This is a genomic window from Bacillus sp. FSL R12-0074 (assembly GCF_038005725.1).
GTDB lineage: Bacteria > Bacillota > Bacilli > Bacillales > Bacillaceae_G > Bacillus_A > Bacillus_A mycoides.
Window position 1 is genome coordinate 4,742,638 of the sequence record NZ_JBBOTR010000001.1, and the last position, 20,497, is coordinate 4,763,134.

Below are 20,497 nucleotides of genomic sequence, written 5' to 3' on the forward strand. Positions count from 1 at the left end.
TAAAAATGTATGATTCGATTACTCACTGTAACTAAATTTACTTTCTATCCTAATATTCACAAAAAATGTAATCACATTATAAGATTAAACTGACTGATCACATCATACCCTAACAAGATGGACGTCAATTAGCTTATATAGAATACTGTGAAATAAATGAATTAGCCTATACTTTATCACCTCCCTTTTAACCATTACTATATATTAAAAAATATCCGTTAAAATTACGCATTCTTTTCTAGTAATAAACCATCCAATATAAGTGATAGGCTATGCAAAGCTTTAGACAACTGCATCTCTGCATCTTCAGAATTCGCAATCCAACAAGCAAGGTCCACTAGTCCGCCATTTATGAATCTTGCTAAAGCTTCACAGTCCGTCTTTTCAATAATAGAGTCCTTCATTAATTGTTGAAGTATCTCCGCCATCGTCGTTAAACATTGCGACTGTGATGATTGATAATAACTATTTCCTAATACTGCCGGTGCATCTCGAAGTACGATTCGCTGAATTTCTGGATTAAGTGCCATTGTTAAATAAGCTCGACAGCGCCCAACAAATCCTTCCCAATTTCCTTCCGCCTCATCTGATACTTTCCGTAATTTATTATCCATTTCCATATCAATTTCTTTTACAACTGCTTCTAGCAATCCTTTTTTATCGCCAAAATGATGATAAATTGCACCACGCGTTAAACCGACAGATGCAGTAAAATCATCCATAGATGTGTTTACATATCCAACTGTACCGAAAGCCTCTCTTGCTGCACTCAGCAATTTAGCGCGTGTTTCAATGATCATTTCTGCTCTTGTTTTTTTAACCATCTTTTCCTCCTACTTCTATTCATTCTCTTTATTCAAAATGAATCCCATTATAGTATCGTTCTCTATATAAAAGAATAACTCCTTTTAACGTTAGCTCTCCATCCAGAGATAAAACATTTCAATTGACATACGCACCGTATGTTAATATGATATTGGCATACGGTGCGTATGTCAATTTTTTCTAGCTTACAAGATAATATAACTTCTTACTTATACCCTAAATTGACTCACTGTCCCTTTTTATAGAAGGTATTAACGACACAGAGGAGGAGTTACAAGAATGAAGAATGTATATGTAAACGTCAAATACTTTGGTGATTATTATGTTTAATTCCTACCGTGAGATTTTCAGTGCTTCTGGTACAAAAGGATTCTCATTAGCAGGCTTTATAGCTCGGATGCCCATATCAATGATGGGGATTGGTATTGTTACAATGTTATCTCAGTTACGTGGTGACTATTGGCTTGCCGGAGCCGTTGCAGCCACCTTCACATTATCATCAGCTTTACTAGCTCCTCATATTTCTCGTATGGCTGATCAATTAGGGCAATCTCGTATACTTCTTCCGACTACAGGTATCAGTGTTTTCTTTACGATTCTCTTACTTCTATGTACGAAATATGAGGCTCCTTATTGGACGCTATTTCTATCCGCCTTATGTGCGGGTTGTATGCCAAACATGTCGGCCATGGTACGTGCACGTTGGACTAAACTATACCGTGGATCTCATAAATTGCATACAGCATTTTCCTTCGAATCGGTCGTCGATGAGCTTTGCTTCATCATTGGTCCTGTATTATCCGTCAGTTTAAGTGTTATGTTCTTCCCAGAAGCAGGACCACTTTTATCATGTGTTTTTCTTACAATCGGGGTATGCCTATTTACCATGCAAAAAAGCACAGAACCACATGTACATCCCCACGACATTACAAACAAAGGAACAGTATTTAAAATTGATACATTACGAGTGCTTGTATTCACACTCATCGCTATAGGTACTATATTTGGCACAATAGATGTAGTTAGTGTGGCTTTTGCTGAGCATCAAGGAAACACAGTAGCTGCTAGCTTTGTCCTTTCCGTCTATGCAATCGGTTCATGCCTGGCAGGTCTTATTTTCGGCACTCTTAAACTCAGTACTCCACCATATAATCAATTTTTAATAGCAGTCACACTATCAATGGTAACAATGCTGCCACTAGTTTTCGTAAACACTATTGCTTGGCTAGTAGTTATTGTTTTCTTTGCAGGCTTATCTGTTGCCCCTACTATGATTATTACTATGGGACTGGTGGAAAAAATCGTACCTGAATCAAAAATAACCGAAGGAATGACCTGGGCAATTACAGGACTTGGTATTGGAGTCTCTCTAGGATCAGCGGTAGCTGGTTTAGTTATTGATACTTTTGGAGCTCGCGCAGGATTTAGTGTGGCTATTATTGCAGGAGGCCTTGCCTTAACTATTGCACTTTTAGGATACAAAACTCTCCACTCCGCATATAGTCATGCTGTTATGAAACCGGATGGGCATTCAGCGGAGAGTTAAAACATATTCAAAAAATGGGATTACCTCTTCTTATGTATAAAAAGAGGTAATCCCATTTAAATTAATATAACTTTTTTGTATCGTATCTTGAACGATATCCTCTGCTTCTGCTGGTGTTACTCCAATTTTAAGCAAATATCTATAAATACTTTTTGATGTTTCTATAATGACCTTTTCATACCCCATCGCTCTCTCCTTTCTATTAGTTAGACGGTTCAAATAGAAAAAAGTATACAAAAATCTATAAAAAAAAGCAGACTATGAAAAGTCCACTTTTATACAACAAAAAAGAGATAGCAGATTATGCTATCTCTTTTAGTATGACCCGTACGGGATTCGAACCCGTGTTACCGCCGTGAAAGGGCGGTGTCTTAACCACTTGACCAACGGGCCAAAATCTGGCAGAGAAGAAGGGATTCGAACCCTCGCACCGCGTTCGCGATCTACTCCCTTAGCAGGGGAGCCCCTTGAGCCACTTGGGTACTTCTCTATAATATGGCTCCGCAGGTAGGACTCGAACCTACGACCGATCGGTTAACAGCCGATAGCTCTACCACTGAGCTACTGCGGAATAATTATGGTGGGCCTAAATGGACTCGAACCATCGACCTCACGCTTATCAGGCGTGCGCTCTAACCAGCTGAGCTATAGGCCCATAAAAAGCGGGTGAAGAGAATCGAACTCTCGACCAGAGCTTGGAAGGCTCTTGTTTTACCACTAAACTACACCCGCATTAAATTAAAAATGGTGAGCCATGAAGGATTCGAACCTTCGACCCTCTGATTAAAAGTCAGATGCTCTACCAACTGAGCTAATGGCTCATTTTGAAAGTGGTGCCGGCTAGAGGACTTGAACCCCCAACCTACTGATTACAAGTCAGTTGCTCTACCAATTGAGCTAAGCCGGCTTGCGATTTCAAAATGGTGGCTCGGGACGGAATCGAACCGCCGACACGAGGATTTTCAGTCCTCTGCTCTACCGACTGAGCTACCGAGCCTTTATGTAAAAAAATGGCGGTCCCGACCGGGGTCGAACCGGCGATCTCCTGCGTGACAGGCAGGCATGTTAACCACTACACCACGGGACCATTTGGTTGCGGGGACAGGATTTGAACCTGCGACCTTCGGGTTATGAGCCCGACGAGCTACCGTACTGCTCCACCCCGCGATGATATAATATTTAATTTAGAAAAAATGGAGGAGGTAGAGGGATTCGAACCCCCGCGCGACTCTCGCCGCCTGTCGGTTTTCAAGACCGATCCCTTCAGCCGAACTTGGGTATACCTCCGAGATATGAACTTTGAGTGGTGGACCTTGTAGGACTCGAACCTACGACCGGACGGTTATGAGCCGTCTGCTCTAACCAGCTGAGCTAAAGGTCCTTTATGGTAGCGGCGGAGGGGATCGAACCCCCGACCTCACGGGTATGAACCGTACGCTCTAGCCAGCTGAGCTACACCGCCATAAGTTATATTCAAATAAGTGGAGCCTAGCGGGATCGAACCGCTGACCTCCTGCGTGCAAGGCAGGCGCTCTCCCAGCTGAGCTAAGGCCCCATATTTTGAAAATATCGGGAAGACAGGATTTGAACCTGCGACCCCCTGGTCCCAAACCAGGTGCTCTACCAAGCTGAGCCACTTCCCGTTAATAAAAAACGCGCCCGAGAGGAGTCGAACCCCTAACCTCTTGATCCGTAGTCAAACGCTCTATCCAATTGAGCTACGGGCGCATATGGTGCCGAGGGCGGGGGTCGAACCCGCACGGTGGTCACCCACCGCAGGATTTTAAGTCCTGTGCGTCTGCCTGTTCCGCCACCCCGGCATGTCATACTGAAAATTGGAGCGGAAGACGGGATTCGAACCCGCGACCCCAACCTTGGCAAGGTTGTATTCTACCACTGAACTACTTCCGCAAGACATGTTTGAGTTATTTTATTAAAAGTGCGGGTGAAGGGAGTCGAACCCCCACGCCAAAGGCGCTAGATCCTAAGTCTAGTGCGTCTGCCAATTCCGCCACACCCGCATATTATAATTTAAAAAGAAAAAATGGGGCGACTGATGGGAATTGAACCCACGAATGCCGGAGCCACAATCCGGTGCGTTAACCACTTCGCCACAACCGCCATGATTTTCTGGTGCCGACTAGAGGACTTGAACCCCCAACCTACTGATTACAAGTCAGTTGCTCTACCAATTGAGCTAAGTCGGCTAAATGGTGGAGGATGACGGGATCGAACCGCCGACCCCCTGCTTGTAAGGCAGGTGCTCTCCCAGCTGAGCTAATCCTCCGAATTGCCTGGCAACGTCCTACTCTCACAGGGACAAGGTCCCAACTACCATCGGCGCTAGAGAGCTTAACTTCCGTGTTCGGTATGGGAACGGGTGTGACCTCTCTGCCATCATTACCAGACTGTATTCATTTAAGACAAGAATTATCATAACTTATTCGACATTTAAAGTCAACAAGTTTTTTATATTCTTTCAAAACTAGATAACATTGCTTCATATTATATGGTTAAGTCCTCGATCTATTAGTATTCGTCAGCTCCACATGTCACCATGCTTCCACCTCGAACCTATCAACCTGATCATCTTTCAGGGATCTTACTAGCTTACGCTATGGGAAATCTCATCTTGAGGGGGGCTTCATGCTTAGATGCTTTCAGCACTTATCCCTTCCGCACATAGCTACCCAGCTATGCCCTTGGCAGAACAACTGGTACACCAGCGGTGCGTCCATCCCGGTCCTCTCGTACTAAGGACAGCTCCTCTCAAATTTCCTGCGCCCACGACGGATAGGGACCGAACTGTCTCACGACGTTCTGAACCCAGCTCGCGTACCGCTTTAATGGGCGAACAGCCCAACCCTTGGGACCGACTACAGCCCCAGGATGCGATGAGCCGACATCGAGGTGCCAAACCTCCCCGTCGATGTGGACTCTTGGGGGAGATAAGCCTGTTATCCCCGGGGTAGCTTTTATCCGTTGAGCGATGGCCCTTCCATGCGGAACCACCGGATCACTAAGCCCGACTTTCGTCCCTGCTCGACTTGTAGGTCTCGCAGTCAAGCTCCCTTATGCCTTTGCACTCTACGAATGATTTCCAACCATTCTGAGGGAACCTTTGGGCGCCTCCGTTACACTTTAGGAGGCGACCGCCCCAGTCAAACTGCCCACCTGACACTGTCTCCCGGGTCGATGAGACCCGTAGGTTAGAATTTCAATACAGTCAGGGCGGTATCCCACCAGCGCCTCCACCGAAGCTAGCGCTCCGGTTTCAATGGCTCCCGCCTATCCTGTACAAACTGTACCAAAATTCAATATCAGGCTACAGTAAAGCTCCACGGGGTCTTTCCGTCCTGTCGCGGGTAACCTGCATCTTCACAGGTACTATAATTTCACCGAGTCTCTGGTTGAGACAGTGCCCAAATCGTTACACCTTTCGTGCGGGTCGGAACTTACCCGACAAGGAATTTCGCTACCTTAGGACCGTTATAGTTACGGCCGCCGTTTACTGGGGCTTCAGTTCAGAGCTTCGCTTACGCTAACCCCTCTCCTTAACCTTCCAGCACCGGGCAGGTGTCAGCCCCTATACTTCGCCTTACGGCTTCGCAGAGACCTGTGTTTTTGCTAAACAGTCGCTTGGGCCTATTCACTGCGGCTTTCCGTTAAGAAAGCACCCCTTCTCCCGAAGTTACGGGGTCATTTTGCCGAGTTCCTTAACCAGAGTTCTCTCGCACACCTTAGGATTCTCTCCTCGCCTACCTGTGTCGGTTTGCGGTACAGGCACCTTTTATCTCGCTAGAAGCTTTTCTTGGCAGCGGGGAATCAAAGACTTCGCTCCATAAGGAGCTTCCCCATCACAGCTCAGCCTTCACGATAAGCGGATTTGCCTACTTATCAGCCTAACTGCTTGGACGTGCACAACCAATCGCACGCTTCTTCTATCCTTCTGCGTCCCTCCATTGCTCAAACGATAAAGAGGTGGTACAGGAATATCAACCTGTTGTCCATCGCCTACGCCTGTCGGCCTCGGCTTAGGTCCTGACTAACCCTGAGCGGACGAGCCTTCCTCAGGAAACCTTAGGCATTCGGTGGACGGGATTCTCACCCGTCTTTCGCTACTCATACCGGCATTCTCACTTCTAAGCGCTCCACCAGTCCTTCCGGTCTGACTTCACTGCACTTAGAACGCTCCCCTACCACTGATACCATTGGTATCAATTCGCAGCTTCGGTGGTGTATTTAGCCCCGGTACATTTTCGGCGCAGAGTCACTCGACTAGTGAGCTATTACGCACTCTTTAAATGGTGGCTGCTTCTGAGCCAACATCCTAGTTGTCTAAGCAACTCCACATCCTTTTCCACTTAATACACACTTTGGGACCTTAGCTGGCGATCTGGGCTGTTTCCCTCTTGACTACGGATCTTATCACTCGCAGTCTGACTCCTAAGGATAAGTCATTGGCATTCGGAGTTTGACTGAATTCGGTAATCCGATGAGGACCCCTAGTTCAATCAGTGCTCTACCTCCAAGACTCTTACACTTAAGGCTAGCCCTAAAGCTATTTCGGGGAGAACCAGCTATCTCCAGGTTCGATTGGAATTTCTCCGCTACCCACACCTCATCCCCGCACTTTTCAACGTGCGTGGGTTCGGGCCTCCATTCAGTGTTACCTGAACTTCACCCTGGACATGGGTAGATCACCTGGTTTCGGGTCTACGACCACGTACTAAACGCCCTATTCAGACTCGCTTTCGCTGCGGCTCCGCCTCTTCAGCTTAACCTCGCACGGGATCGTAACTCGCCGGTTCATTCTACAAAAGGCACGCCATCACCCATTAACGGGCTCTGACTATTTGTAGGCACACGGTTTCAGGATCTCTTTCACTCCCCTTCCGGGGTGCTTTTCACCTTTCCCTCACGGTACTGGTTCACTATCGATCACTAGGGAGTATTTAGCCTTGGGAGATGGTCCTCCCAGATTCCGACGGAATTTCACGTGTTCCGCCGTACTCAGGATACATTCAAGAGAGAACGAAGTTTCGACTACGGGGTTATTACCCTCTGTGACGGACCTTTCCAGGTCGCTTCGTCTACCTCGTTCCTTTGTAACTCCGTATAGAATGTCCTACAACCCCAAGAGGCAAGCCTCTTGGTTTGGGCTAGATTCCGTTTCGCTCGCCGCTACTCAGGAAATCGCATTTGCTTTCTCTTCCTCCAGGTACTTAGATGTTTCAGTTCCCTGGGTCTGTCTTCCATACCCTATGTATTCAGGTAAGGATACCATACCATTACGTATAGTGGGTTTCCCCATTCGGAAATCTTCGGATCAAAGCTTACTTACAGCTCCCCGAAGCATATCGGCGTTAGTCCCGTCCTTCATCGACTCCTAGTGTCAAGGCATCCACCGTGCGCCCTTTCTAACTTAACCAAACTAAAATTAAAAAAATATGAGCTACACTGTTATCTAGTTTTCAAAGAACATACATTTAAACTTGAGAGATAGTTCTCTCAAAACTGAACGAAACAAAACAAGTCAACGTTTATTGATGAACTGCGTTCATCAATTCTCCATAGAAAGGAGGTGATCCAGCCGCACCTTCCGATACGGCTACCTTGTTACGACTTCACCCCAATCATCTGTCCCACCTTAGGCGGCTGGCTCCATAAAGGTTACCCCACCGACTTCGGGTGTTACAAACTCTCGTGGTGTGACGGGCGGTGTGTACAAGGCCCGGGAACGTATTCACCGCGGCATGCTGATCCGCGATTACTAGCGATTCCAGCTTCATGTAGGCGAGTTGCAGCCTACAATCCGAACTGAGAACGGTTTTATGAGATTAGCTCCACCTCGCGGTCTTGCAGCTCTTTGTACCGTCCATTGTAGCACGTGTGTAGCCCAGGTCATAAGGGGCATGATGATTTGACGTCATCCCCACCTTCCTCCGGTTTGTCACCGGCAGTCACCTTAGAGTGCCCAACTTAATGATGGCAACTAAGATCAAGGGTTGCGCTCGTTGCGGGACTTAACCCAACATCTCACGACACGAGCTGACGACAACCATGCACCACCTGTCACTCTGCTCCCGAAGGAGAAGCTCTATCTCTAGAGTTTTCAGAGGATGTCAAGACCTGGTAAGGTTCTTCGCGTTGCTTCGAATTAAACCACATGCTCCACCGCTTGTGCGGGCCCCCGTCAATTCCTTTGAGTTTCAGCCTTGCGGCCGTACTCCCCAGGCGGAGTGCTTAATGCGTTAACTTCAGCACTAAAGGGCGGAAACCCTCTAACACTTAGCACTCATCGTTTACGGCGTGGACTACCAGGGTATCTAATCCTGTTTGCTCCCCACGCTTTCGCGCCTCAGTGTCAGTTACAGACCAGAAAGTCGCCTTCGCCACTGGTGTTCCTCCATATCTCTACGCATTTCACCGCTACACATGGAATTCCACTTTCCTCTTCTGCACTCAAGTCTCCCAGTTTCCAATGACCCTCCACGGTTGAGCCGTGGGCTTTCACATCAGACTTAAGAAACCACCTGCGCGCGCTTTACGCCCAATAATTCCGGATAACGCTTGCCACCTACGTATTACCGCGGCTGCTGGCACGTAGTTAGCCGTGGCTTTCTGGTTAGGTACCGTCAAGGTGCCAGCTTATTCAACTAGCACTTGTTCTTCCCTAACAACAGAGTTTTACGACCCGAAAGCCTTCATCACTCACGCGGCGTTGCTCCGTCAGACTTTCGTCCATTGCGGAAGATTCCCTACTGCTGCCTCCCGTAGGAGTCTGGGCCGTGTCTCAGTCCCAGTGTGGCCGATCACCCTCTCAGGTCGGCTACGCATCGTCGCCTTGGTGAGCCGTTACCTCACCAACTAGCTAATGCGACGCGGGTCCATCCATAAGTGACAGCCGAAGCCGCCTTTCAATTTCGAACTATGCAGTTCAAAATATTATCCGGTATTAGCCCCGGTTTCCCGGAGTTATCCCAGTCTTATGGGTAGGTTACCCACGTGTTACTCACCCGTCCGCCGCTAACTTCATAAGAGCAAGCTCTTAATCCATTCGCTCGACTTGCATGTATTAGGCACGCCGCCAGCGTTCATCCTGAGCCAGGATCAAACTCTCCAATAAAGTTAGTTTGTCTAGCATCTAAAAATAAAAATTGACGTTCACGTTGTTTGTTTCGTTCAGTTTTCAAAGAACTTATCTGCCGCTTCAGAAGCGACTTCATCATATTAACATCTTCATTTTTCGATGTCAACTATGTTTTTCAATTTCTTTTTTGTCGTTTTCTGCGTTTCTGCATCAGCGACGTTTATTAATATATCATGTGAAAAAATGAAATGCAACACCTTTTGAAAACTTTTTTGAAACCAACTACATTTCTTTTTTAATATCATATACTTAAACGAAACATCTCTTTCATTTCTAAGTAATTCCTACATATATTCTATAGAAAGTCACTCTGTCAAAAAACGTTTCTTTCTATATAAAGTGAAACTTTAATCAGTGGGGTGTTCATCCCCCACTGATTATTAGCCTTCACCAATCGGGCATTTACGGGCAGTCGTCTCCCACCTAACTTTCTCGCATTCGGCGAATTTTGAGGCGGGGCTGACTGCCCGTTAATGTGGGATAAACGTTTTATTCATATACCATATCATACAAGGAGGAATATACATGGACTACACCGACTTATTAATAAAACTAGGTCTCTCGGCTATTTTAGGATTCGCTATCGGTTTAGAGCGCGAATTAAAACGTAAACCACTCGGCTTAAAAACGTGTTTAGTTATTTCTATTATTAGTTGCCTCCTAACTATTGTTTCTATTAAAGCAGCTTACAACTTACCACATACCGATCATATGAATATGGATCCACTTCGACTTGCCGCTCAAATTGTATCAGGAATTGGTTTTTTAGGTGCCGGTGTAATTTTACGCAGAGGAAACGATAGTATTGCGGGGTTAACGACCGCCGCTATGATTTGGGGTGCTTCTGGCATCGGCATTGCCGTTGGAGCTGGTTTCTATATCGAGGCTATTTTCGGAATGTGTTTCCTTATGATTAGTGTAGAACTTATACCATTAGCGATGAAATACGTCGGTCCTAGATCATTTCGCCAACGTGATATCGCAGTGAGACTCGTTGTACGAAATATGGACAATATCCCGACCGTAATTGAAGAAATAAAAGAAATGGATATAAAAGTTAAGAACATGAAGCTCAAAACATTGGAAAATGGTTCGCACTATTTACATTTAAAATTGTCTATCGATCAAAAAAGACATACTGCTGATGTTTATTATGCTCTTCAGCATCTTGAAAGTGTTCAACAAACTGAAGTTGAAAGTATGTATTAATTATGAAATGAACTCTCTTTTTAATTAGAGAGTTTTTCTTTTTTCTATAATGGTAACAATGAATGTAGTCCTGAAAAGTAAGGAGGAATAGGAACTTGAAATCCCGTCCGAATTTAGTAGATACATTTCGTGATTCCATTATTTTCCGTTTAATTTGTTTTATTATTGTACTTACTGCCTTCTCCGGCTTTCTTATACATATATTAGAGCCATCTCACTTCACCACATGGTTCGACGGGGTTTGGTGGTCAATCGTTACCATTTTCACCGTTGGATACGGCGATTTCGCCCCCCATACAACGATAGGAAAACTTATTGGTATATGTATTATTTTATTAGGAACGGGATTTTGTTCTTATTATATGGTTCTATTCGCTACCGACATGATTAATAAACAATATATGAGAATTAAGGGTGAAGCAGCTGCTACCTCTAATGGTCATATGATTATCGTTGGCTGGAATGAGCGTGCAAAACATGTTGTAAAACAAATGCACATATTACAACCGGACCTTGATATCGTTTTAATTGATGAAACACTTTCTTTACTTCCAAAGCCATTTCATCATTTAGAATTTATAAAAGGTTGTCCGCATCACGATCAAACTTTATTAAAAGCTAACATTACAACAGCTCACACTATATTAATAACAGCGGATAAAGAGAAGAACGAAAGCTTAGCAGATACACAGTCCATTTTAAATATTTTAACTGCAAAAGGACTTAATCCAAACATTCACTGCATCGCTGAACTTCTTACTTCTGAACAAATCCAAAATGCAACGAGAGCTGGCGTATCAGAAATTATAGAAGGAAATAAATTAACGAGCTATGTATTTACCGCTTCTCTTTTATTCCCTTCCATTTCAGGTGTACTATTCTCACTTTACGATGAAATCTCTGATAACAAATTACAACTGATGGAGATTCCCCCGTCCTGCACCGGACAATCCTTTGCAAATTGTAGCTATACTCTTTTAAAGCAAAACATTCTCTTACTAGGTGTAAAGCGCGACGAACAATATATGATCAATCCAGTTCATTCTTTCATTCTCATCGAAAGCGACATACTCATCGTTATTCACCATTAAAAAAATGATTTTCTAGTTCTTGTACCAATACTTTACCAATATTGACATACTTTCTTTTCACATCTCCATCTGGATCTTGCGGCTCCGCAAATTGATCCAATCCACTCGTTCCAGCTGTTAAAGCATTAACATTATCATCTAGTTCGTCTTGATATACGTGCGAAAGAATATACGGTGTTTCAAGACGGACTATTACACCAGGCACATCTAGTTCCCCATCCACCGCTGTAAATGGTACGCGTAAAAATTGATACCCTTCTTCTTCGTCGATTTTATAATCAAAGCATCCTTTATCATAATCCCAATTACCGCCAATACTATATCCAAGTGGTTTCATAACCTCTTCTAACTTATATAACGCATATGTACATCCTTCTAATTTTGATTGAATCGGAATCAAGCCCATCCCTCCTAGACTTTTCCTTTAGCATACCCATTCTAGTTTGAATATACCGATGTACCTTTCAATAAAATAATAAAAAGCGACCGGAGACCCGATCGCTTTTCATTATTTTAAACGCTCTTCTAATTCTGCTTTTAATTCTTCAAATCCTGGTTTCCCAAGTAAAGCAAACATGTTTTTCTTGTATGCTTCTACTCCTGGTTGGTCAAATGGATTTACGCCTAATAGGTAGCCGCTCATCGCACATGCTTTTTCGAAGAAGTACACAAGGTAACCGAATGTGTACTCATTTAATTCAGGGATGTTTACGATTAAGTTTGGTACTCCGCCATCGCTATGTGCAAGTAATGTACCTTCGTATGCTTTTGTGTTTACGAAGTCTATCGTTTCACCAGCAAGGTAGTTTAATCCATCTAAATCGTTGTCGTCTAATTCGATTTTTAGTTCGTGTGTAGATTTACCTACTTTAAGAACTGTTTCGAATAGGTCACGACGACCTTCTTGAATGTATTGACCTAATGAGTGTAAGTCAGTTGAGAAGTTTGCTGAAGATGGGAAAATACCTTTTTGATCTTTTCCTTCACTTTCACCAAATAACTGTTTCCACCACTCAGAGAAGTAGTGAAGTGCTGGCTCATAGTTAACAAGCATTTCAATTGTTTTCCCTTTATTATATAGAGCATTACGAACTACTGCGTATTGGTAAGCTGGGTTTTCTTCAAGTTCTGATTTCGCGAAATCATTATGACCAGCAGCTGCACCTTTCATCATCTCTTCAATGTTTAGGCCACTTACAGCGATTGGCAATAAACCTACTGGTGTTAATACAGAGAAACGACCGCCAACATCATCTGGAATAACGAACGTTTCGTAGCCTTCATTATCAGATAATGTTTTTAAAGCACCGCGCGCTTTATCTGTAGTCGCATAAATACGTTTGCGTGCTTCTTCTTTTCCATACTTTTCTTCTAATAATTTACGGAAAATACGGAATGCGATTGCAGGCTCTGTTGTTGTACCTGATTTGGAAATAACGTTAATAGAAAAGTCTTTACCTTCTAGTACGTCCATTAAATCTTTCATGTAAGTGGAGCTAATGTTTTGTCCAACAAATAGCACTTGTGGAGTTTTACGTTGTTCTTTAGAAAGCGTGTTATAGAAAGAATGGTTTAACATTTCAATTGCTGCGCGTGCTCCTAGGTAAGAACCACCAATACCTACAACAAGTAAGATGTCAGAGTCATTTTTAATTTTTTCTGCGCATTTTTGAATGCGAGCGAATTCTTCTTTGTCATATTGAAGCGGAAGCTCTACCCACCCAAGGAAATCGTTCCCAGCTCCAGTTTTTTCGTGGATTGCATGATGTGTTACTTTTACTGCATCACGTAAATAAGTTAGTTCATTTTCACCGATGAAGGATAACGCTTTAGAATAGTCGAACGTTACATGTGTACTCATCTTTTTCCCTCCAATTATGTATATGTATTTCTGTATTCACTTTAGCGAAACTAAAGTTGTAAATCAAGCGATTCAACAATTGTAAACGTAACCATTATTTATTTTTTAGAAAAAGTTCATTTTTTGCATAAAAATTCGAATTTTTCGGTATAGATGTATATACATCGTTTTTCGTACATTTTTCATGTATAAAAACAACAAAACTATACCATTCTATAAAGGAGTTAAATTTTCTTATTAACTCCTTGCTTGCTCACGCTTCACATTAAGGGGGGCTTTTCATGAGTACCTTGCAACGTATCGCATTAGTCTTCACTGTAATCGGCGCTGTTAACTGGGGACTGATCGGGTTCTTCCAGTTTGACTTAGTAGCGGCTATTTTCGGGGGACAGAACTCAGCTCTTGCACGTATTATTTACGGCATCGTTGGTATTTCTGGGCTTATCAATCTCGGCTTACTATTTAAACCATCCGAGAATCTTGGTACTCACCCAGAAACACATGAAATTCAATAGTCAGTATGTCTTTTTCGCCTCCGACATACGAATATGATTGCATGCAATCATATTTGCAAATATATATATCATAAGTCACAGTAAAAGAGGAACGCTCATATGCGTTCCTCTTTTACTTTATTACCTCCGACTCTTCAATCCATTCTGCTAGCTTTTCTCGCAGTGTATTAAATCCGTTCTCTGATGGATTCGGTATAAGAATTCGTCCTTGCTTTCTTTTCGCCGCTTTTAACGATAAACTCATTTTTCTGTGTTCTTCATCAATTGAAAGTACTTTTACTTCTACTGTATCTCCGACCTTTAAAAAGTCATGAATGTCTTTTACATACCCATTTGTGATTTCAGATATATGCACAAGTCCTTGTGTTTCTGCATCCAAAGCTACAAATGCACCGTAATCTTGAATTCCAGTTACTTTCCCTGTTACAACCACTCCCGTTGTATATTGTTCTGACATGTGAAACACTCCCATACGTTTACCATTTTCTCTACAATTGTAAATAGCAAAGCAGATGTATTTATTGTTAAATATCCGATTAGTGGTAAGTATCCTAAGTAAAACACCGAGGATACTTCCACCTTATATTAGTAAATTATACCACTTTGATAGAACTCATTCAAAATTCACGAAAAAATTTCCTATAATACGTATAATTCTCCAATATTAGGATAGAATACTAACACATGGCTTTCTAGTATTCCCCCCCTTTTATGGACAAAACGTATTGTGTTTTGTCCTTTTTTTATTCTCTATGAACCGTTCCATTCTCTTCATTGCTTCCATAAGTTGCTCAAGCGATGTTGCATACGAACAACGAATAAATCCTTCACCACTCCCGCCAAACACATTTCCAGGAACAACAGCCACTTTTTCTTCTAATAATAATTGTTCTGCAAATTCTGCTGAAGATAGTCCAGTTGAAGCTATAGAAGGGAAGACATAAAATGCCCCGCCTGGCACATGACATGTTAAGCCCATTTCATTGAAAGATGTCGTCATAAAGTTACGACGTTTTTTATAGCTATCTCTCATTCGAATTACTTCATCATTTCCCCCGCGTAATGCTTCAAGCGCTGCAAATTGAGACATCGTCGGTGCACACATCATTGAATACTGGTGGATTTTGAGCATTAATTCTGAAAATTGAACAGGGGCTGCAATCATCCCAAGACGCCATCCCGTCATGGCAAACCCTTTTGAAAACCCTGAAATTAAAATCGTATGGTCACGCATATTTTTAATACTCGCGAAACTCGTATATGCTTCGTCGTATACGAGCTCTGCATAAATTTCATCCGATAACACGATTAAATTATACTTCTCAACAATAACAGCTAGCTTTTCTAATTCGGATTTATTTAACATTGCGCCTGTTGGGTTATTGGGAGAACAAAGTAATATTGCCTTTGTTTTCGTTGTAATAGCTGCTTCAATTTGATCTGGCTGTACTTTAAATTCATCTTCTAATGAAGTCGCCACTGGAACTGGGACCCCGCCCGCTAACGTAACAAGCGGTGCATACGAAACGAAACTTGGTTCAATAATAAGTATTTCATCATCAGGGTTTACAATAGCACGCATCGCTACATCTAGCGCTTGACTCGCTCCAACTGTAACAATGATTTCATCATTCGGATCATAAGATACTGCAAATTGTTTTTTTAGATACTTTGCTATTTCTTGACGGAGCTCCAATAATCCTGCATTTGCTGTATATGACGTATATCCTTGTTCTAAAGAACGAATACATGCTTGCCTTACATTCCAAGGTGTAACAAAGTCCGGCTCTCCCACTCCAAGTGAAATAACACCTTTCATACTTGCCGCTAAATCAAAAAACTTTCGTATACCGGACGGTTGTAAAGATTCTGCTACTCTAGATAGGTCAAATTGCTTCACGGTGTCACCACAATTCTCTTATCATCATCTGTCTTTTCATAAATAATCCCCTCATGTTTATACTTCTTCAAAATAAAATGAGTTGTCGTTGAAACGACAGATTCAATTGTTGCTAATTTCTCAGAAACAAACATCGCTACTTCTCCCATCGTCTTTCCTTCTAATGTAATAGAAAGGTCATATGTCCCAGACATTAAATAAACGGATTTCACTTCTGAATAGCGATAAATTTGTTCAGCTACTGCATCAAAACCGACACCACGCTTCGGTGTAACTTTCACATCAATCATCGCCGTTAAACCAGTATGTTCTTTCACTTTTGTCCAATCGATATGTGTTACATAGTCCACGATAATCTTTTCACTTTCTAATTTCGTAACCATTTTTTTCACTTCTTCTACTTCTATATTTAACAACTTCGCTAATGTATCTACAGATAAACGACTATTCTTTTCAAGACAAGCTAATAATTCCAATTCTTTCTCTGTCACCATATAAATCATCCTTCCTTTCAGTTTCTGTCTAAATTATACAAATACTCTTTCCAATTTGAAAAGAAGATTTTTTTTGAGAATTATGTCAAAATAAAGTGAAACTTTAATCAGCGGAAAAATGCGTGATAAAGCGAAAGGGGATGGAACCGTGAAACCAAAAGTATATATTGCCGAACCAGTTCCAACATTTGTAGAAAACTATTTATCAGAACACTGTGATTTTGAAAAATGGGATCAAAACGAGAAAGTACCTCGTGATGTTCTATTAGAAAAAATAAAAGATAAAGATGGGTTATTAAATTTCGGATCTACTATAAATGAAGAGTTATTGCAGGTTGCTCCTAATTTAAAAGTAGTAAGTAACATTTCTGTTGGCCATGATAACTTTGATTTAAAAGCGATGGAAAAACAAAATGTTATCGGAACGAATACTCCATATGTGTTAGATGATACAGTAGCCGATCTCGTTTTCGCTCTTATGTTATCTGCTGGTCGCCGTGTTTGCGAACTCAATTCCTATGTAAAAAATGGTGAATGGAACGCTGAAATTGGAAAAGAACACTTCGGACTAGATGTACATCATAGTACGATTGGTATTATCGGAATGGGACGAATTGGAGAAGCTGTCGCAAAACGAGCGAAATTCGGCTTTGATATGAATGTCCTTTACTATAACCGTCGCCGTAAAGAAGAAGCTGAGCAAAAATTTGATGCTACATATTGTGATTTACAAACTTTAATCAAACAATCTGATTTTATTATTCTTCTTACTCCATTAACAGATGAAACGTATCATCTTATCGGTGAAAAGGAATTTTCACTAATGAAAGAAACAGCAATATTCATTAATGCTTCTCGCGGGAAAACAGTAGATGAAACTGCATTAATTCATGCGTTAACAGAAAAGAAAATATTTGCAGCCGGCATCGACACATTTACACAAGAGCCGATTCAAAAAGAGAATCCGCTCTTATCATTACAAAACGTTGTAACTTTACCGCACATCGGATCTGCAACATTAAAAACTCGACAGCAAATGGCAATGACAGCTGCTGAAAATTTAGTAGCAGGATTACAAGGAAAAACACCACCTAATATTGTGCGTGGGTAATTATAAAGTGAAACTTTAATCAGTGGGGGTTTTGTCCATCCCCCACTGATTATTAGTTGAACCAATCGGGCTTTTACGGGCAGTTATCTCCCACCTAACTTCCTCGCATTCGCCGAATTTTGAGGTGGGAGTCTACTGCCCGTTAATGCGGGATAAATAAGCGAAAGTCAAGATGACGATGTCATCTTGCCTTTTTTTGTTAACATATTTTGTTTCTTGCCGGGAGATGATATGAACAAAAATCAATGGAGTGACAAAAAATGAACCATGAATGCAAATGCCCTTACTTCACTTTTTCCACTCGCGGGACTACTATTCATTACGAATTGTATGAACATAATACTAAAAAAGAACGACCTACTTTCGTACTCGTTCACGGCTTCCTCTCTTCCTCATTTAGCTATCGACGACTCATTCCTTTACTAACAAAGGAAGGTACAGTAATTGCCCTTGATTTACCACCATTCGGAAAAAGTGATAAATCTCATCTCTTTAAATATTCTTATCACAATTTAGCAGCTATTATTATCGATTTAATCGAACATTTATCTCTCTCGAATATTGTATTAGTTGGCCATTCTATGGGCGGACAAATTTCACTCTTTGTAAACCGTTTACGCCCTGAATTAATTTCAAAGACGATTTTACTATGTAGCTCTAGTTATTTAGCACGCGCAAACTTACCTTTACTGTACTCCTCTTATTTACCGTTCTTCCACTTATACGTGAAGAACTGGATTATTCGAAGGGGCATCGTCCATAACTTAATGAATGTCGTTCATGACCATTCATTAATTGACAATGAAATGATGGAAGGCTATGCTGCTCCTTTTTATGATGATCGTATATTCCCTGCTTTAACTCGAATGATAAGAGACCGTGAAGGTGACTTATCTTCAACTGAATTACAAAAAATCGAAACCCCAGTATTACTCATTTGGGGTGAAAAAGATCGCGTCGTCCCTGTACATGTAGGACACCGTCTCCATAAGGACCTACCTAATTCAACTTTCATTTCTTACGAAAATACAGGGCACTTACTACCTGAAGAAAAGCCCGATCATGTTTATGAAGAAATTATTACGTTTGCGACGCAATAAAGTGAAGCTTTAATCAATCAGTACAAATGAAAATAAACAAAAAGGCTGTCGTAAATTCCGACAGCCTATAACGAACAACTTCCGCCTTCTTTTAGTACGAGTAACTCTACTGCTAATTTTTCGCATTTTTCAAGTGCAGGTACTTCTTCAAAAGACATAAAGTATATATGTTGAATCTTCTTTGCGATGTATTTCGGATCATCAAACACACTTACGACGTTTACAACATCGCTCGCTTCTGTTTCATAAAACTCCGGTCCCATTTGAAACGGATCCCAATTTTTCACAACCTCAACCATTTTGTCATATGCACCCATCTGCTTCCCGCCTTTTCACTTTTTAATGCTTTTCTTTATCGTATCACATCAGCTATTCTATAAGAAGAGTGAGAATTTTCATAACTTAACAGTTTGACAGAAGAAAGGAGCAAACATATGCAACTATTTCATAAAACGGTAAATCGTCGCGGAACGCATAGTACAAAATGGGATACATATAAAAATGAAGAACTCATCCACGCTTGGATTGCCGATATGGATTTTGAAGTACCAAAACCAATTCAAACTGCATTACAAAAACGCACAGAACATCCTATTTTCGGCTATACACTTCCTCCTGAAAATATTGGGGATATCATTTGTAATTGGACGAAAAGCCAATACAATTGGGAAATACAAAAAGAATGGATTGTATTTAGCGCAGGTATCGTTCCAGCTCTTAGTACGAGCATACAAGCTATAACGAAAGAAGGAGAAGCAGTACTCGTACAACCTCCTATTTATCCACCATTTTTTGAAATGGTCAAAACAAATAATAGACAATTATGTGAGAGTCCCTTATTTAAACAAAATGGCATATATAAGATAGACTTCAAGCATCTAGAAACTCAATTTAAACAAGGTGTAAAACTAATGCTTCTTTGCAGCCCTCACAATCCTATCGGGCGCGTTTGGACGAAAGAGGAGCTAACAAAACTCGGTACGTTATGTACGCAATATAATGTAACCGTTGTCGCGGATGAAATTCACGCCGATATTATTTATAGAGGCCATACTCATACACCGTTTGCTTCTTTATCTGAAGAATTAGCAGCACGCACTATTACTTGTATGGCTCCGAGCAAAACATTTAATATCGCTGGATTACAAGCATCGATCATTATTATTCCGAATGAAAATCTCCGTAATGCCTTTATGTCTATCCAATATAGACAAGGATTCCACGGATTAAATACATTTGCTTATACAGCAATGCAAAGTGCCTATACAGAATGTAATGATTGGCTAAATGAAATTCGATTGTATGTTGAAGATAACGCTCAATTTGCTTGTGAGTATATTCAAAATCACATACCAGCTCTTTCTGTAATTAAACCAGAAGGTAGTTTTTTACTGTGGATTGATTGTTCCCACTTGGATCTTTCTCAAGATGAACGAACAGCATTGCTTGAAGAGAAAGGTAAAATCATCGTTGAGCCTGGTGAGAAATACGGAACAGGTGGAGAAGCCTATATCCGAATTAACATTGGCTGTCCTAGATCTGTTTTAGAAGAAATTTTAAACAGACTACACCATACATTCTCATAACAAAAAAAGGAGGCTATCCCAAAATGATTTTGGGATAACCTCCTTTTTTTGGTAAATCGATATAATTCCACTTACTATCAGGCGGTTTCACAACAAAAGCTACCAT

At 41.7% G+C, this 20,497-nt stretch carries 15 protein-coding genes, 22 tRNA genes and 3 rRNA genes; 7 read left to right on the plus strand and 33 right to left on the minus strand.

The features are described from left to right. Positions 1-224 precede the first annotated feature (224 nt). Positions 225-824 (minus strand): TetR/AcrR family transcriptional regulator, encoded by a 600-nt coding sequence (locus tag NSS97_RS24685; protein WP_113734309.1) that lies wholly within the window; start codon positions 822-824, stop codon positions 225-227. Positions 825-1,147: 323 nt separating this feature from the next. On the opposite strand from NSS97_RS24685, the gene NSS97_RS24690 reads away from it, so the two are divergent. After that, positions 1,148-2,371: an MFS transporter gene (locus NSS97_RS24690; RefSeq protein WP_002192379.1), complete on the plus strand. Its 1,224-nt coding sequence runs from the start codon at positions 1,148-1,150 to the stop codon at positions 2,369-2,371. 30 nt (positions 2,372-2,401) lie between these two features. Here NSS97_RS24690 and NSS97_RS24695 read toward each other — a convergent pair whose 3' ends face one another. From NSS97_RS24695 to NSS97_RS24820, 26 genes are all read right to left on the minus strand, one after another. Continuing rightward, positions 2,402-2,557, minus strand: a complete 156-nt coding sequence (locus NSS97_RS24695; RefSeq protein ID WP_165927673.1) for a hypothetical protein — start codon at positions 2,555-2,557, stop codon at positions 2,402-2,404. 135 nt (positions 2,558-2,692) lie between these two features. Further along, positions 2,693-2,764 (minus strand) — tRNA-Glu (locus tag NSS97_RS24700). Positions 2,765-2,770: 6 nt separating this feature from the next. Then, positions 2,771-2,861 (minus strand) — tRNA-Ser (locus NSS97_RS24705). Positions 2,862-2,867: 6 nt separating this feature from the next. Further along, positions 2,868-2,942 (minus strand) — tRNA-Asn (locus NSS97_RS24710). Positions 2,943-2,949: 7 nt separating this feature from the next. Continuing rightward, positions 2,950-3,026: transfer RNA gene (locus tag NSS97_RS24715), tRNA-Ile, on the minus strand. A gap of 6 nt (positions 3,027-3,032) precedes the next feature. After that, a tRNA-Gly gene (locus NSS97_RS24720) sits at positions 3,033-3,103 on the minus strand. A 13-nt stretch (positions 3,104-3,116) separates the two neighbouring features. Then, positions 3,117-3,192 (minus strand) — tRNA-Lys (locus tag NSS97_RS24725). A gap of 10 nt (positions 3,193-3,202) precedes the next feature. Further along, positions 3,203-3,278 (minus strand) — tRNA-Thr (locus tag NSS97_RS24730). Positions 3,279-3,292: 14 nt separating this feature from the next. After that, positions 3,293-3,368 (minus strand) — tRNA-Phe (locus NSS97_RS24735). A gap of 14 nt (positions 3,369-3,382) precedes the next feature. Then, a tRNA-Asp gene (locus NSS97_RS24740) sits at positions 3,383-3,458 on the minus strand. Between the two features lie 3 nt (positions 3,459-3,461). Then, a tRNA-Met gene (locus NSS97_RS24745) sits at positions 3,462-3,538 on the minus strand. 27 nt (positions 3,539-3,565) lie between these two features. Then, a tRNA-Ser gene (locus NSS97_RS24750) sits at positions 3,566-3,658 on the minus strand. Between the two features lie 17 nt (positions 3,659-3,675). Continuing rightward, positions 3,676-3,752: transfer RNA gene (locus tag NSS97_RS24755), tRNA-Ile, on the minus strand. Between the two features lie 4 nt (positions 3,753-3,756). After that, positions 3,757-3,833, minus strand: a tRNA-Met gene (locus NSS97_RS24760). A gap of 20 nt (positions 3,834-3,853) precedes the next feature. Further along, positions 3,854-3,926, minus strand: a tRNA-Ala gene (locus tag NSS97_RS24765). A gap of 14 nt (positions 3,927-3,940) precedes the next feature. Continuing rightward, positions 3,941-4,014 (minus strand) — tRNA-Pro (locus tag NSS97_RS24770). Between the two features lie 11 nt (positions 4,015-4,025). Continuing rightward, positions 4,026-4,099: transfer RNA gene (locus NSS97_RS24775), tRNA-Arg, on the minus strand. A 3-nt stretch (positions 4,100-4,102) separates the two neighbouring features. Further along, positions 4,103-4,191 (minus strand) — tRNA-Leu (locus tag NSS97_RS24780). 16 nt (positions 4,192-4,207) lie between these two features. Further along, positions 4,208-4,282 (minus strand) — tRNA-Gly (locus NSS97_RS24785). Positions 4,283-4,311: 29 nt separating this feature from the next. Next, positions 4,312-4,392 (minus strand) — tRNA-Leu (locus NSS97_RS24790). A 24-nt stretch (positions 4,393-4,416) separates the two neighbouring features. Further along, a tRNA-His gene (locus NSS97_RS24795) sits at positions 4,417-4,492 on the minus strand. Positions 4,493-4,502: 10 nt separating this feature from the next. Further along, positions 4,503-4,578 (minus strand) — tRNA-Thr (locus NSS97_RS24800). A 4-nt stretch (positions 4,579-4,582) separates the two neighbouring features. After that, positions 4,583-4,658, minus strand: a tRNA-Val gene (locus tag NSS97_RS24805). Between the two features lie 5 nt (positions 4,659-4,663). Beyond that, a 5S ribosomal RNA gene (gene rrf, locus NSS97_RS24810) occupies positions 4,664-4,779 on the minus strand. A 101-nt stretch (positions 4,780-4,880) separates the two neighbouring features. Next, positions 4,881-7,802 (minus strand): 23S ribosomal RNA (locus tag NSS97_RS24815). A gap of 146 nt (positions 7,803-7,948) precedes the next feature. Continuing rightward, a 16S ribosomal RNA gene (locus NSS97_RS24820) occupies positions 7,949-9,500 on the minus strand. Together the 16S, 23S and 5S rRNA genes with 22 tRNA genes alongside form the textbook arrangement of a ribosomal RNA operon. A 549-nt stretch (positions 9,501-10,049) precedes the next feature. Between NSS97_RS24820 and NSS97_RS24825 the strand changes: the two genes are divergently transcribed. Further along, entirely contained in the window at positions 10,050-10,733 is a 684-nt protein-coding gene (locus NSS97_RS24825; protein WP_002143579.1) for an MgtC/SapB family protein, read from the plus strand. A 95-nt stretch (positions 10,734-10,828) separates the two neighbouring features. Further along, entirely contained in the window at positions 10,829-11,824 is a 996-nt protein-coding gene (locus NSS97_RS24830) for a potassium channel family protein (protein ID WP_044439075.1), read from the plus strand. Here the strand turns inward: NSS97_RS24830 and NSS97_RS24835 are convergent. Then, positions 11,811-12,224, minus strand: a complete 414-nt coding sequence (locus NSS97_RS24835) for a YugN-like family protein (protein ID WP_002131278.1) — start codon at positions 12,222-12,224, stop codon at positions 11,811-11,813. The two genes, NSS97_RS24830 and NSS97_RS24835, sit on opposite strands and share 14 nt — an antisense overlap. Before the next feature lie 108 nt (positions 12,225-12,332). Beyond that, positions 12,333-13,685, minus strand: a complete 1,353-nt coding sequence (locus NSS97_RS24840; RefSeq protein WP_002015845.1) for a glucose-6-phosphate isomerase — start codon at positions 13,683-13,685, stop codon at positions 12,333-12,335. Between the two features lie 281 nt (positions 13,686-13,966). Between NSS97_RS24840 and NSS97_RS24845 the strand changes: the two genes are divergently transcribed. Next, positions 13,967-14,200: a DUF378 domain-containing protein gene (locus NSS97_RS24845; protein ID WP_002034535.1), complete on the plus strand. Its 234-nt coding sequence runs from the start codon at positions 13,967-13,969 to the stop codon at positions 14,198-14,200. A gap of 112 nt (positions 14,201-14,312) precedes the next feature. On the opposite strand, the gene yugI is transcribed toward NSS97_RS24845, so the two are convergent. The 3 genes from yugI to NSS97_RS24860 form a co-directional block, all read right to left on the minus strand. Then, positions 14,313-14,657 carry a S1 domain-containing post-transcriptional regulator GSP13 gene (gene yugI / locus NSS97_RS24850; protein WP_002015848.1) on the minus strand — a complete coding sequence of 115 codons (345 nt, stop codon included), beginning with the start codon at positions 14,655-14,657 and terminating at the stop codon, positions 14,313-14,315. Positions 14,658-14,909: 252 nt separating this feature from the next. Further along, positions 14,910-16,100, minus strand: coding sequence for an aminotransferase (locus NSS97_RS24855; protein ID WP_002129685.1), 1,191 nt, complete (start codon positions 16,098-16,100; stop codon positions 14,910-14,912). Then, a complete protein-coding gene (locus NSS97_RS24860) occupies positions 16,097-16,594 on the minus strand; it encodes an Lrp/AsnC family transcriptional regulator (RefSeq protein WP_002067952.1) in 498 nt (165 codons plus the stop codon). The genes NSS97_RS24855 and NSS97_RS24860 overlap by 4 nt, the downstream gene beginning before the upstream one ends. Before the next feature lie 118 nt (positions 16,595-16,712). Here NSS97_RS24860 and NSS97_RS24865 point away from each other — a divergent pair, with 118 nt between their 5' ends. Together NSS97_RS24865 and NSS97_RS24870 are read left to right on the plus strand one after the other, a co-directional pair. Continuing rightward, a complete protein-coding gene (locus NSS97_RS24865; protein ID WP_002015852.1) occupies positions 16,713-17,705 on the plus strand; it encodes a 2-hydroxyacid dehydrogenase in 993 nt (330 codons plus the stop codon). Positions 17,706-17,965: 260 nt separating this feature from the next. Beyond that, on the plus strand, positions 17,966-18,805 hold the full coding sequence (locus NSS97_RS24870; RefSeq protein ID WP_002034539.1) for an alpha/beta fold hydrolase: 840 nt from the start codon (positions 17,966-17,968) through the stop codon (positions 18,803-18,805). Between the two features lie 65 nt (positions 18,806-18,870). Here NSS97_RS24870 and NSS97_RS24875 read toward each other — a convergent pair whose 3' ends face one another. Further along, positions 18,871-19,122: a DUF1871 family protein gene (locus NSS97_RS24875; protein WP_107887284.1), complete on the minus strand. Its 252-nt coding sequence runs from the start codon at positions 19,120-19,122 to the stop codon at positions 18,871-18,873. A 117-nt stretch (positions 19,123-19,239) separates the two neighbouring features. Here NSS97_RS24875 and NSS97_RS24880 point away from each other — a divergent pair, with 117 nt between their 5' ends. Beyond that, positions 19,240-20,391, plus strand: coding sequence for a MalY/PatB family protein (locus NSS97_RS24880; RefSeq protein WP_341114281.1), 1,152 nt, complete (start codon positions 19,240-19,242; stop codon positions 20,389-20,391). Positions 20,392-20,497: the final 106 nt, after the last annotated feature.